10 protein-coding genes are annotated in these 13808 nt (G+C 65.7%); 6 read left to right on the forward strand and 4 right to left on the reverse strand.

Going from position 1 to position 13808, the window contains the following annotated elements:
• Positions 1-99: 99 nt before the first annotated feature.
• The 6 genes from recN to IFS44_RS11220 all read left to right on the forward strand — a co-directional run bounded on the left by recN (position 100) and on the right by IFS44_RS11220 (position 10846).
• Positions 100-1764, forward strand: a complete 1665-nt coding sequence (recN, locus tag IFS44_RS11195) for a DNA repair protein RecN (protein WP_192098509.1) — start codon at positions 100-102, stop codon at positions 1762-1764.
• A 41-nt stretch (positions 1765-1805) separates the two neighbouring features.
• Positions 1806-3950, forward strand: a complete 2145-nt coding sequence (ligA, locus tag IFS44_RS11200) for an NAD-dependent DNA ligase LigA (RefSeq protein ID WP_192098510.1) — start codon at positions 1806-1808, stop codon at positions 3948-3950.
• A 215-nt stretch (positions 3951-4165) separates the two neighbouring features.
• Complete coding sequence (locus IFS44_RS11205; protein ID WP_166746749.1) at positions 4166-6718, forward strand: TonB-dependent receptor; 2553 nt, start codon at positions 4166-4168, stop codon at positions 6716-6718.
• A 183-nt stretch (positions 6719-6901) separates the two neighbouring features.
• A complete protein-coding gene (locus IFS44_RS11210) occupies positions 6902-8056 on the forward strand; it encodes a sensor histidine kinase (RefSeq protein ID WP_192098511.1) in 1155 nt (384 codons plus the stop codon).
• Positions 8053-8850 (forward strand): LytR/AlgR family response regulator transcription factor, encoded by a 798-nt coding sequence (locus IFS44_RS11215; protein ID WP_192098512.1) that lies wholly within the window; start codon positions 8053-8055, stop codon positions 8848-8850. The genes IFS44_RS11210 and IFS44_RS11215 overlap by 4 nt, the downstream gene beginning before the upstream one ends.
• A gap of 127 nt (positions 8851-8977) precedes the next feature.
• Positions 8978-10846, forward strand: coding sequence for an ABC-F family ATP-binding cassette domain-containing protein (locus IFS44_RS11220; RefSeq protein WP_192098513.1), 1869 nt, complete (start codon positions 8978-8980; stop codon positions 10844-10846).
• A 122-nt stretch (positions 10847-10968) separates the two neighbouring features.
• Here the strand turns inward: IFS44_RS11220 and IFS44_RS11225 are convergent, their stop codons facing one another.
• The 4 genes from IFS44_RS11225 to IFS44_RS11240 form a co-directional block, all read right to left on the reverse strand.
• Positions 10969-11232: a DUF3297 family protein gene (locus tag IFS44_RS11225; RefSeq protein ID WP_037529686.1), complete on the reverse strand. Its 264-nt coding sequence runs from the start codon at positions 11230-11232 to the stop codon at positions 10969-10971.
• 89 nt (positions 11233-11321) lie between these two features.
• Positions 11322-11696, reverse strand: coding sequence for a hypothetical protein (locus IFS44_RS11230; RefSeq protein ID WP_031393114.1), 375 nt, complete (start codon positions 11694-11696; stop codon positions 11322-11324).
• A 155-nt stretch (positions 11697-11851) separates the two neighbouring features.
• Complete coding sequence (locus IFS44_RS11235) at positions 11852-12565, reverse strand: hypothetical protein (protein WP_192098514.1); 714 nt, start codon at positions 12563-12565, stop codon at positions 11852-11854.
• 3 nt (positions 12566-12568) lie between these two features.
• On the reverse strand, positions 12569-13792 hold the full coding sequence (locus IFS44_RS11240; protein ID WP_192098515.1) for a toxic anion resistance protein: 1224 nt from the start codon (positions 13790-13792) through the stop codon (positions 12569-12571).
• Positions 13793-13808: the final 16 nt, after the last annotated feature.

Below are 13808 nucleotides of genomic sequence, written 5' to 3' on the forward strand. Positions count from 1 at the left end.
CGTCGCGCGCTTCGAAATGACGAACGGCCCCTAGCCCCACTGACGAACCAGAACATTGGGGGATCATTTTCGCATCCGGATCGTCTAAGGGACGAACCGATGCTGACAGAACTCTCCATCCGCGACGTGGTATTGATCGAGGCGCTCGACCTCGGCTTCGGCCCGGGGCTCGGCGTGCTGACCGGCGAGACCGGCGCGGGCAAGTCGATTCTGCTCGATGCGCTCGGACTCGCGCTCGGCGGTCGCGGCGACAGCGGACTGGTCCGGCATGGTGCTGCGCAGGCGGTGGTCACCGCGACCTTCGATCCGCCCGCCCCCGGCACGCCGCTGATGGCGCTGCTCGATGAGAACGGGCTGACGATCGAGGCGGGCGAACCGCTGATTATCCGCCGTATCGTCAAGGCCGATGGCGGCAGCCGCGGCTTCGTCAACGACCAGCCCGCCTCCGCTGGCCTGCTACGCGAGATGGCGCCGACGCTGGTCGAGATTCACGGCCAGCATGACGAGCGCGGGCTGCTCAACCCGCGCGGCCACCGCGCGCTGCTCGACATTTTCGGCCGTACCGAACCCGCCGCGACGACCCGCGCCTGGACCGCACTTCGCGAGGCCGAGGATGCGCTTGCCACTGCCCGCGCGGATATCGAAAGCGCCGCGCGCGATCGCGACTGGCTCGAACACACCGTCGCCGAACTGACCGCACTCGGTGCCGAGCCGGGCGAGGAGGAAACGCTCGCCGATACCCGCCGATCGATGCAGCGCGCGGAGAAGATCGCGGACGACCTGTCGGCGATCGACGACTATCTCGAAGGATCCGACGGCGGGCTCGCCAAGCTGCGCCAGGCCGCGCGCGTGCTCGAACGGATCTCCGGCGACCATGTCGCACTCGCCGACGCGCTCGCCGCGGTCGATCGCGCGGTGATCGAGGGATCGGTCGCCGAGGAACGAATGCGCGATGCGCGGATCGACCTCGCCTATGACCCGCGCAGCCTCGAGGATGACGAGGCGCGGCTGTTCGAACTCCGCGCGATGGCACGCAAGCATCGCGTCCAGCCCGATGACCTCGCCGCGCTGACCGACGAGATGCGCGCCCGGCTCGAACGACTCGACGCGGGCGAAGGCGGTATCGCGTTGCTTAAGGCGACGCTCGCCAAGGCGCGCGCAGCGTACGACAAAGCTGCGGACGCGCTCTCGGCCCGCCGCGCCAAGGCGGCGCTGCGACTCGACACCGCGGTCGCGGGCGAACTCGCGCCGCTGAAACTCGACGCCGCCCGTTTCCGCACCGTCTGCGCCCCGCTCGGCGAGGAGGGCTGGTCGGGCGCGGGCAAGGACCGTGTCGAGTTCGAGATCTCGACCAACCCCGGCGCGCCGTTCGCCGGCCTCACCAAGATCGCCAGCGGCGGCGAATTGTCGCGCTTCATCCTCGCCTTGAAGGTCGCGCTCGCGGAGGAAGGCGGCGCGACGACGATGGTGTTCGACGAGATCGACCGCGGCGTTGGCGGCGCTGTCGCCAGCGCGATCGGCGAGCGACTCGCACGGCTCGCGCAGAGCACGCAGCTGCTCGTCGTCACGCACAGCCCGCAGGTCGCGGCGCGCGGCGCCAAGCATTTGCTGATCGCGAAAAGCAACGATGGCACCGTCACCCGCACCGGCGTCCGCGCGCTCGACGAGGCCGAACGCCGTGAGGAGATCGCCCGCATGCTCTCGGGCGCGACGATCACCGACGAGGCGCGCGCGCAGGCCGAACGGTTGCTCGAAACCGCCTGACGCTCTTGCCGCGCGCGGGGCAGCTGCCTAACCCCGCGATCATGACCGCGCTGCCCACGTCCGCCCTTCCCGCCACCGAAGCGGAGGCCGCCGCCGAGCTGGCGACGCTCGCCGAGCGCATCGCCTATCACAATGCGCGCTATCACACCGACGACGCGCCCGAGATCAGCGACGCGGAGTATGACGCGCTGGTCCGCCGCAACACCGCGATCGAGGCCGCCTTCCCCGCCAGCGTCCGCGCCGATTCGCCGAGCCGCAGCGTCGGTGCCGCACCCGCCGGGCATCTGTCAAAGGTCGCGCACGCCAAGCCGATGATGAGCCTCGACAACGCGTTTTCGGACGAGGAGGTCGAGGAGTTCGTCGGGCGTGTCCGCCGCTTCCTCAAGCTCGCCGACGACGCCCCCGTTGCGCTCACCGCCGAGCCCAAGATCGACGGCCTGTCCTGCTCGCTGCGCTACGAAGACGGCCGGCTGGTCCAGGCGCTGACCCGCGGCGACGGCCAGGTCGGCGAGGACGTCACCGCCAATGTCCGCACGATCGCCGACATCCCCCAGCAACTGGCGGGCGAGCCCCCCTACCCCGCGGTCTTCGAGATCCGCGGCGAGGTCTATATGGCCAAAGCCGACTTCGCCGCGCTCAACGCCCGCCTGCTCGCGGAAGCGGAGCAGACCGGCAAGGAGGCGCGCCAGTTCGCCAACCCGCGCAACGCCGCCGCCGGCTCGCTCCGCCAGAAGGACGCGAGCATCACCGCCGAGCGCACGCTGCGCTTCCTCGCGCATGGCTGGGGCGAGGCGAGCGCGGTCCCCGGGGAGACGCAGTCCGCGATCGTCGACCAGTTCCGCGCCTGGGGCTTCGCGGTCGCCGACGGCTTCGCGCGCGTCGAGGACGAACAGGGCGCGCTCGGAATCTACCGTGCGATCGAGGCCGGCCGGGCGGAGCTCCCCTTCGACATCGACGGCGTCGTGTACAAGGTCGACCGGCTCGACTGGCAGGCGCGACTTGGCCAGGTCGCGCGCGCGCCGCGCTGGGCGATCGCGCACAAATTCCCCGCCGAGCGCGCGCAGACCACGCTCAACGCGATCGACATCCAGGTCGGGCGCACCGGCGCGCTGACCCCGGTCGCGCGGCTCGATCCCGTGACCGTCGGCGGCGTCGTCGTCACCAACGCGACGCTCCACAATTTCGACGAAATCGAACGGCTCGGCGTCCGCGTCGGCGACCGCGTCCTCGTCCAGCGCGCGGGCGACGTCATCCCACAGATCGTCGAGAGCCTGACAGCCGCCGAGGATCGCCCCGCCTATGTCTTCGACCGGCTCTGCCCCGACTGCGGGTCGGCGGCCGAGCGCGAGGAGGGTGAGGTCGTCTATCGCTGCACCGGCGGGCTGATCTGCCCCGCACAACGTGTCGAGCGGCTCATCCATTTCACCTCGCGCCACGCCTTCGACATTGGCGGGCTCGGCCAGACCCTGGTCGAGGCGTTCTTCCGCGACGGGCTGATCGAATCGCCCGCCGACATCTTCCGCCTCACCGAGGAGCAGCTCGTCGCGCGCAAGAAGGACGGCCGCGTCTGGGCGGCCAAGCTGATCGCGGCGATCGACGCGCGACGCAGCATCGCGCTCGACCGCTTCCTCTTCTCGCTCGGCATCCGCCATGTCGGCGAGATCACCGCACGCGACCTCGCCCGCCGCTATCGCTCGGCCAAGGCGCTCGGCAGCATGCTGCGCCGCGCGGTGTTCCTGTATCACAGCATCACGCCGGTACTCGGCGAGCCCGAACGCAAATATGTCCTGCGCCGCGACAAGCTGCTCGTCGGCGTGATCGAGACGGCGGGCGTCGGCCCCGAGGTTGCCAACGCGCTGATCGGCTTCTGCGCCGAACCGCACAATCGCGCGGTCGTGTTCGACCTGCTGCGCGAGGTGACGCCCGCCGACGTCGTCCATGAAACCCGCGATTCGGACGTCAGCGGCCAGACGCTGGTCTTCACCGGCAGCCTCGAGACGCTCAGCCGCGATGAGGCCAAGGCGCAGGCCGAGCTGCTCGGCGCGCGCGTCGCGGCGTCGGTCTCCGCCAAGACCGACCTCGTCATCGCCGGCCCCGGCGCGGGGTCGAAGCTGAAGAAAGCGACCGACCTCGGGATCCGCGTGATCACCGAGGCGGAATGGGCGGCGATCGTCGCGGCGAGCTGAACGCGCAACGCCTCACGCACTTGATCGAGATTGGTTCCGTGGCGGACCAATCGATGCCGGGCCGTGGCTTTTTTGCAACGCAATATGACGGAGTGCGTCCGGCGCAACTCGCGACTCGCCAATGTCATGGAACCGAAATATTTGGAGCGCAGGGGCGCGACTGACCGAACGATACGTCGCGGATCTCGAGCATAAGCTCAAAGGGGACATTTCAAATGCGTAACAACCTTTTCCTGGGTGCGGCGGCCGTCGCGCTCATGGCCCCAGCCAGCGCTTTCGCGCAGTCGACGGCAACGGCCGAGGTAGAGAACGATATTGTCGTTAGTGGGACGCGCACACAGCCGAACATCAACGGGATTCAATCGCCGGATACGCCCAAGGCAAAGGCAGTCATCACGCAGGAGCTGATCGAGCGCCGGACGCCCGGCCAGACGATTTTGGACACGATCAACCTCGTCCCAGGCGTCAGCTTCACCAACAGCGACCCCTATGGTGGTTCGGGTGGCCAGCTGCGCATCCGTGGCTTCAGCGGTGACCGCGTTTCCCTGACGTTCGACGGCATCCCGCTGAACGATTCCGGCAACTATTCGATCTATTCGAACCAGCAGCTCGATCCGGAACTGATCGAACAGGTCAACGTCAATTTTGGCGCGACGGACGTCGACTCGCCGACCGCCAGCGCCTCTGGCGGCACGGTCAACTATCGTTCGCTCACGCCGACGGACAAGATCGGTGCGGTCGGGGCATTCTCCCATGGCACGAACGACATGAACCGCGCGTTCGTCCTGCTGAATACCGGTACGCTGACGTCGTTCGGAACCAAGGCATGGGTTTCAGCCAGCACGCAGCGCTACGATCAGTTCCGCGGTTTCGGAAAGATCGACAAGCAGCAGTTTAACGGCAAGATCTACCAGCCGATCGGTAGCGGTCGCGACTTCATATCGGTTGCTGCGCACTATAACCAGAACCGCAACAGCTCATACAGCAATCCCACGATCGGAAACATCCGGACGCGTCTGGCGACTGGCGGCACGACCATCCCGGCGGCAACCACGATCACGCCAGCTACGCCCTACACGCTCGACCTGAGCAACTCGCAATATGACTATGTGTTCGACGACACGTCGTCCACCTACCTGTACGACTATACGTGCAACCTTGCCTCGGCGAACGGTGGCGCAGGTCAGCAGAGCGATCGCAACGCGTGTGGCAACGTCCGGACAACGGCGATCAATCCGTCCAACACGGGCAATGTCCGCGTCAACTCCCGTTTCGGCATCACGGACAAGCTGACCTTCACCTTCGACGGCGCTTACAGCTTCACGCGCGCCAATGGCGGCGGCTCGGCGCTGTTCGCTGAAAGCAATGCGGCAGCAACAGCTGCAAACGGCACTTACGCTCAGCAATATCAGCGCGTCGGCGCCGGCATCGCAGCCGGAGCGGATCTGAATGGCGACGGCGACACGTCCGACCTCGTGCGCGTCTATTGGCCATCGAACACCCGTACGCAGCGCTTCACCGCTATCGCCAACCTGCGCTACGAGTTCGACTCGCACAATGCGGTTCGTCTTGCCTACACTTGGGATCGCGCGCGGCATCGTCAGACCGGTGAAGCTAGCCGCCTGGACGTCACGGGTCAGCCCTTCGAAGTCTTCAGCGCCCTGGACGGCGAAGGCCAATACGCAATCGAAGATGCTGCAGGCAACGTCCTGAACAAGCGCAATCGGTTGTCCTACGCAATCCTGCACCAGATTTCGGGGGAGTATCGCGGCACCTTCTTCGAGGACAAGCTCGACGTCACCCTCGGTGTTCGCGCCCCGTTTTTCCGTCGCAACCTGACCAACAATTGTTACACGATCGCTGGCAACTCGAGCGACGCGTATTGCACCTCGCAGACGGCTGCACAGGTTGCGGCAAATGCCACGACCGCCGCCTTCGGCCTGCCGTACAAGAACCGTATCAAGGCCTATGATGCCGTGCTGCCCAACGTTGGGTTCACCTATAGCATTTTCGATCATCTGAGCACCTTCGGCAGCTATGCGAAGGGTGTTTCGGTTCCCAAGACCGACAACCTCTACTCATTCGACGACGTGAAGATCGCACCCGTCGCAGAAGTGCAGCCGGAAAAGACCGACTCGTTCGATCTGGGCCTGCGGTACAGCTCGCGGATCATCCAGGCGCAGGTGGCAGCCTGGTATATTTCGTACAAGAACCGCATCATCAGCTCGACAGTGCAGCTCGAGGGTGGCGGTACGCAAAGCCTCGACCGCAACGTCGGCAAGGTCGAGAGCAAGGGTATCGACGCCAGCCTCGGAATTCAGCCGATCAAGCACGTTTCGCTCTACGGTTTCGTATCCTATCTCGACTCCGAGCTTAAGAATGATGCCACCAATCCGCTGACCGGAGAGGTTCTCGTCGCCACGAAGGGCAAGTTCGTCGTCGAGACGCCCGAGTGGCAGTATGGTGGTCGTGCGCAGGTCTCGTTCGATCCGGTGTCGGTCGGTGCGCAGGTCAAGCATACGGGCAGCCGCTGGATTACCGACGTCAACGATCTCCGTGCGGCAGGCTATACCGTCGTTGATCTCGACGCCCGGCTCGATCTGAAGATGTTCGGTCTCGACAACACTTTCTTCCAGCTGAACGTGTCCAACCTGCTGAAGGAGCGTTACTTCGGCAACCTGAGCACGAACACGATCGCGTCGAACAATCCGCGCCTCACCTTTGGTGCGCCGCGGACCTTCATCGGATCGGTGCATTTCGGCTTTTAAAAGCTGCGCCACACGTATGTAGATTAAAAGCCATCGTCCCACCCGGGACGATGGCTTTTTATTGCAAAACGGCGCCGCTGATTTGGGAGTGGCGCCCACACGACCAGCCGTTCCGATCGCCATCGCGATAGAGGACCCAGCTTTTGCGCCCGCCGCCGCCCGCGTGTAAGACCGCGGCCAATCATGGCCAGTTCTTCCGCACCGCCCCCTGCCCCTGCCCCCGCCCCCGCCCCCGGCGCCGCGCCGCGCCTGCCCTTTTCCGCGCGGCCGTTCTTCGAGAACAAGGCGCGCGCGTTCTGGACGCTGCAGGCGGTGGGCTGGAGCGGCTATCTGATGCTGCGCGGCGTGTCGTCGGTGTCGAACGGCCTCACGCTCACCTCGATCATCCCGGTCATCATCGAGGCGATCGTCGGCTATTGCATCACGCTGCTGCTCTCGACGCTCTATGGCTATTACCGCCGCATCCCGCGCGTGATCGGGCTTTTCCTGACGATCGCGACGCTGGCGGCGGCGACGTTTCTCTATGCGGTGCTCGATGCCTTTTCCTTTTCGTTCATCCAGACCGCGACGCCGGGAATCACGATCACCCGCATGCTCGGCTTCGTGTTCCTCAACTTCGTCACGCTGGCGGGCTGGTCGGCGCTGTATTTCGGGATCAACTTCTACCTGATCGTCGAGGAACAGATCGACCAGATGCAGCATCTGGAGAATCAGGCCTCCTCGGCGCAGCTGGCGATGCTGCGCTATCAGCTCAACCCGCATTTCCTGTTCAACACGCTGAACTCGATCTCGACGCTCGTGCTGCTCAAACAGACCGAGCGGGCGAACGCGATGCTGTCGCGGCTGTCGTCGTTCCTGCGCTACACGCTGGCCAATGAGCCGACCGCGCACGTCACCGTCGCGCAGGAGATGGAGACGCTGAAGCTGTATCTCGAGATCGAGAAGATGCGGTTCGAGGACCGGATGCGGCCGAAATTCGACATCGACCCGCGCGCCGAGCGCGCCCGCCTGCCCTCGCTTCTGCTGCAACCGCTGGTCGAGAATGCGATCAAATATGCGGTCACGCCGCAGGAGGAAGGCGCCGAAATCTGCGTCACGGTGCGGCTGGCCGGGGAACGGGTGCAGATCGCCGTATCCGATACCGGACCGGGCTTGATCGAGGGCCGGATCAGTCCAAGCCTTTCAACAGGCGTCGGGCTCGCTAATATTAGAGACAGGTTGGCGCAGGCATATGGCCCCGACCATCGTTTTGAAACCCGCTCCACGCCCGCTGGCGGCTTCTCGGTCGAGATCGAGATTCCCTACCAGCTTGAAGACGTGAACAGAGAGGCCGCATGACCATCCGTACCATTCTCGTCGACGACGAGCCGCTGGCGATCCAGGGGCTCGAACTCCGCCTCCAGGCGCATGAAGACGTCGAGATCATCGAAAAATGCTCGAACGGCCGCGAGGCGATTCGCGCGATCAAGACGTACAAGCCCGATCTCGTCTTCCTCGATATCCAGATGCCCGGCTTTGACGGCTTCTCCGTCGTCCAGGGGCTGATGGAGGTCGAACCGCCGCTGTTCGTCTTCGTCACCGCCTATTCGGACCACGCGCTGCGCGCGTTCGAAGCGCAGGCGGTCGATTATCTGATGAAGCCGGTCGAGGAGTCGCGGCTCGCCGACACGATCGAACGCGTCCGTCAGCGCCTGTCGGAAAAGCGCGGCGTCGAGGAGGTTGACCGGTTGCGCGAAGTGCTTGCCGACGTGGCGCCGGATGCGGCGGCCGACATGCCGGACGGCGATGCGGTGTCCGCCAACCGCTTCGAAAAGCTCATCAACATCAAGGATCGCGGCCAGATCTTCCGCGTCGATGTCGACACGATCGAGCGGATCGACGCAGCCGGCGATTACATGTGCATCTACACCGGCGACAACACGCTGATCCTGCGCGAGACGATGAAGGATCTGGAGAAGCGCCTCGACCCGCGCCGGTTCCAGCGCGTGCATCGCTCGACGATCGTCAATCTCGACCTCGTCAAGCAGGTGAAGCCGCATACCAACGGCGAATGCTTCCTGGTGCTCAATTCGGGTGCCAGCGTGAAGGTGTCGCGGTCGTATCGCGACGTCGTGGCGCGCTTCGTCCACTGATCCATCCCTCCCGTCATCCTGACGAACGTCAGGATGACGGGAGAGGAAGGCGCCGCCCCTCGATCGGCGCCGCCCCCCTCGCCCGCCCCCTCGCAAAACCATGCTGCATCTGCTAACGCCCGCGGCCATGCTGAACCTGAACAATATCACGGTGCGCCTCGGCGGACGCGTTATCCTCGACGGCGCCAGTGCGGCGCTGCCGCCGGGCAGCCGCGTCGGGCTGATCGGCCGCAACGGCGCGGGCAAGTCGACGATGGTGCGCGTGATCGCAGGGCAGTTGGAGCCCGATGACGGGTCCGCGGACATGCCCAAGGGTGCGCGCATCGGCTATCTCGCACAGGAAGCCCCGCACGGCGTGAAGACCCCGTTCGAGACCGTGCTCGAGGCCGATCTCGAACGCGCCGCGCTGATGATCGAGAGCGAGACGAGCGAGGATCCCGACCGGCTGGGCGACGTGTACGAACGGCTGATCGCGATCGACGCCTATACCGCGCCCGCGCGTGCGGCGCAGATCCTGCTCGGCCTCGGCTTTGACGAGGAAATGCAGGCACGCACGCTCGACAGCTTTTCGGGGGGCTGGAAGATGCGCGTCGCGCTCGCCGCCCTGCTGTTCTCGCAGCCCGACCTGCTGCTGCTCGACGAGCCTTCGAACCATCTCGATCTCGAAGCGGTGATGTGGCTCGAGGACTTCCTCAAAAGCTACAAGGCGACGATCGTCGTCGTCAGCCACGAGCGCGATTTCCTCAACAACGTCGTCGATCACATCCTGCATCTGCAGGGCGGCAAGATCACGCTATATCCCGGCGGCTATGACGCGTTCGAGCGTCAGCGTGCCGAGCGTCTGGCGCAGATCGAGGCGGCACGCGCCAATCAGGCGGTGCAGCGCGAGAAGCTGCAGGAGTATATCGCGAAGAACAGTGCGCGCGCCTCGACCGCCAAGCAGGCCCAGTCGCGCCAGAAGATGCTGGCGAAGATGCAGCCGATCGCCGAGAGCTATAATGATCCGACGCTCTCGTTCGGCTTCCCCAACCCCACCGAGCTGCGCCCACCGCTGATCACGCTCGACATGGCGACGGTGGGCTATGCGGACGTGCCGATTCTGAAGCGGCTCAACATGCGGCTCGATCCCGACGACCGGGTCGCGCTGCTCGGGCGCAACGGCAACGGCAAGACCACGCTCGCGCGGCTGCTCGCGGCGCAGCTGACGCCGATGGACGGCGACATGGCGTCGTCGAACAAGATGAAGGTCGGCTATTTCACCCAGTATCAGGTCGAGGAACTCGATCCGCACGATACGCCGATCGAGCATATGGCGCATCTGATGAAGGGCGCGACGCCCGCCGCGGTGCGCGGCCAGCTCGGCCGGTTCGGTTTCTCCGGCGACAAGGCGACGACCAAGGTCGGCAAGCTGTCGGGTGGCGAACGCGCCCGGCTCGCGCTCGCGCTCATCACGCGCGACGCGCCGCACCTGCTCATCCTCGACGAGCCGACCAACCATCTCGACGTCGACGCGCGCGAGGCGCTGGTGCAGGCGCTCAACGCCTATACCGGCGCCGTCGTGCTGGTCAGCCATGACCGTCACATGCTCGAGCTGACCGCAGACCGGCTCGTGCTGGTCGATGGCGGCACGGCGAAGGAATTCGACGGCAACCTCGACGATTACATCGCGTTCGTCCTGAAGGGCGATGCGGGCAAGGGCGATGCTGCGTCGAAGGCCGACAAGAGGGCGGGCAAGAAAGCCGCGGCGGAGGCCAAGAGCAACGACGCGGCGCTGCGCAAGACGCTGCGCGAGGTCGAGGAGCAGACCGCGAAGTTCACCAAGGAACGCAACGCGATCGACCGCGCGATGGTCGACCCGGCCAACGCCGAGCCGCGCTTCTCGCGCATGTCGATGGGTGATCTCAGCAAGCGTCGCGCCGAGGTGAATGCGAAGCTCGAGGCAAGCGAAGCCAAGTGGCTCGAGGCGAGCGAGGCGCTGGAGGGCGTGGCGGCGTAAGCCACGCCCCTTCCCCGTCATCCTGACGAAAGTCAGGATCCAGAGTTACGCAGGGTGGCGCCTGTGACTCTGGATCCTGGGTCAAGCCCAGGATGACGGGGTAGGTTACGTGAACGAGAGGCTCAGCCCTCGTCGGCGTCGCTCGCCGCAGGCCGCTCGAACCACGCCTCGACCGGCCCCGACAGTTTCAGCGTCAGCGGGTTGCCGTTGCGATCGACCTTCTTGCCGAGCGCGACGCGGATCCAGCCTTCGGAGATGCAATATTCCTCGACGTCGTGGCGCACGCCATCCTTGAAGCGGATGCCGATCCCGCGCTCCAGCAGCTCCTGCTGGAAGAACGGGCTGCGATGGTTGGTCGAAAGGCGATCTGGGGGCGTGTCGGTCATCGCGCGCGCTTAGCCGCAAGCGGGCGGGTGGCGCTACAAAAAAACGGCGCCGGGATTGCTCCCGACGCCGCGTTTTCGATCAGATCAGATCAGCTGCAGACCTGCACCTGGACCTGATCGCCATAATAGGGATCGACCCGCCACTCGCTCCAGCACCGCGGGCGATAATCCTGGCGGTAATAGGTCCGTACCGGCGGACCGTCGTAATAGCCGCCATTATAATAGCCGCGGTCGACATAGCGGTCGCGGTTGCTGCTCGCGATCGCTGCACCCACGCCGAGCCCCAGAATACCGCCGAGCACCGCCGCGCCCGCGACATTGCCGCCGCCGCGATGGTGATACCCACCCCAGCCGCCGCCACGATAGCCGCGACCCCAGCGCTGAGCATCGGCTGGCGCCGCCGCGGTCAGCGCGGTCGCCGCAAGCGCGATGCCGAGACCTGCCTTCTTCATCAATCCGTTCATCGGGAACCTCCTCTACGTCCGGTCCGCAAGAAGCAAACGCATGAACCGCGACCGTGGTCCCGCTCTATCCGAGTCGGGCTGAACCGAAGCGGAATGTGCTGTTAAGCTGAGGTTTAACGGCATGGAGAGCATCTCCGCCCTGCCATGGCGGCCTGCTAGGTCTCGTCGCGATATTTCATCTCGAGGAACCGACCGCGCGTCGCCAGCGTGTCGAGATCGTCCTGCGCGAGCCTCTGTGTCATCTCGCCAATCTCCTGCTCGATCAGCGACAGCCCCGCGACGAGTTCGGCATCGGGCGTGCGGCCATTACGCGGCGTCGTGCGCAGCGCCTGGGGCACGCGTTCGTAATCCTTGACGAACGCGGGCAGCTGCTCGCCGACCAGCTTGCGCACCTCGATCGCCTCGGGCGCGTCGTCGGCGAAGCGCGCGAGTTGCGGCGCGAGCGTTTCGAGCCGCAGGCCGATCCGGTCGACCAGCGTCACTGCGGGCGCGGGCAAGGCGGGACGCTGCGCTTCGAGCCAGCGCTCGGTCTGCCGCGGCAGTGCCTTGATATCGACCGACGCGAGCCGCTCGGGCGTCGGCGCGCGCTCGGCGGGCCACATCGCGAACAGCAAGGTCGCCGCGACCAGCAACGCCATCACCAGCATCGCCCCGCCGATCCCTAGTGGCACCACCCAGCCGATCACCATGGCGGCAATCAGGATCACCGCATCCGCCACGACGATCCGCGTCAGCCGCTTGCCGATCGCCTGCGTATTGCGCACACGGGCCCGCGTCGGCAGCCGGGCCGCGCCGACGGCGCCGCGGTCGTCCGTTATCCGCGACCAGGAGGCGCGCGCGCTGGCGATGGCGTCGTCGACTTCGCTCACGCCCTACATCGCCTCCAGCTTGAACGCGCTCGGCGACGGGCCGCCTAGTTGCCCCCCATTTTGACCTTGCGTGGCGCCCTCCGCCCGCGCGATATAACCGCGCGACTTGTCGACCTCTTTCGACAGCGCGCCGACCGTGGTCTTCATGCTGTCGAGCGCCTTCAGCTTGAACACGTCGATCGCGTCCATCGTGTCGTAGATATTCTGGAACGCGCGCTGCAGCGTCTCCAGCGGGATCGTCGCCGATGCGGCCTGTTCATGGATCTGCGCGGTCTGCGACTTGAGCAGCTTGCCGGTCGAGTCGATGATGTTCGCGGTCGTCGTGTTGAGCGCGGTGATTTGTTCGAGCACCAGCTTCTGGTTGGTCAGCGCCTGCGCGACCGTCACCGCGGTGCGCAGCGCGGACACGGTCGTGGTCGAGGCGCGGTCGACGCCCTTCACCAGCTCGACATTGTTCTTCTTGACCAGATCGAGCGCGAGATAGCCCTGCACGGTGACCGCCATCTGCGTCAGCAGGTCCTGCGTGCGCTGGCGGGTGTAGAACAGCGCCGTCTCGCGGATCGCCTTGGCCTTGGCCGGATCGCTGTGGTCGAGATCGTTCGCGACGTCCTCGAGCTTCGCATCCATCGTCTTCGACAGATGGATCATCTGTTCGAGCCGCCCCATCGCCGCCCACAGATTGGCGCGCTCGGTATCGATCGCGGCATTGTCCATCAGCAGCTCGTCCTTGCCCGACGACAGGCTCTTCAGGATCTGCGCGATATGGGTCTGCGACGATTTGTAGCCGTCGAAATAATTGCGCATCTTGCCGCCGAACGGGATGATCCCGAACAGTTTCTGTGGCGCGGTCAGGTTGCCCTTCTTGCCGGGATCGAGATCCTCGACGACGCGGCGCAGCTCGGCCAGATCCTTGCCGACGCCGGTTTCCTGATCCATCGCGCGGACCGGGCGATCGAGGAACCGGTTCGACTGGCCCGCCGCCTCGCGGATTTCCTTCGCCCCCATCGCGGTGATCGCATCGACGCGCTTGCCGAATTCAGGGCTGTTGACGTCCTGCGCGACGAGGTCGGTGACAAAGCCGGCGACCCGATCATCGAGCTGCGACTTCACTCCCGCATCGACCGGCACGAGCCCGGCGGCCTTCGTCGCGGAGACAGTCGGCACGGGGTCGGGCGGCGTCAGGACCAGGCCAGGCTCGGTCGTCAGCGTCTCGGGTGTCGTCGCCATGCAATCCTCCAATCGG

Source organism: Sphingomonas sp. CFBP 13706, assembly GCF_014842355.1.
Classification (GTDB): Bacteria; Pseudomonadota; Alphaproteobacteria; order Sphingomonadales; family Sphingomonadaceae; genus Sphingomonas; species Sphingomonas aerolata.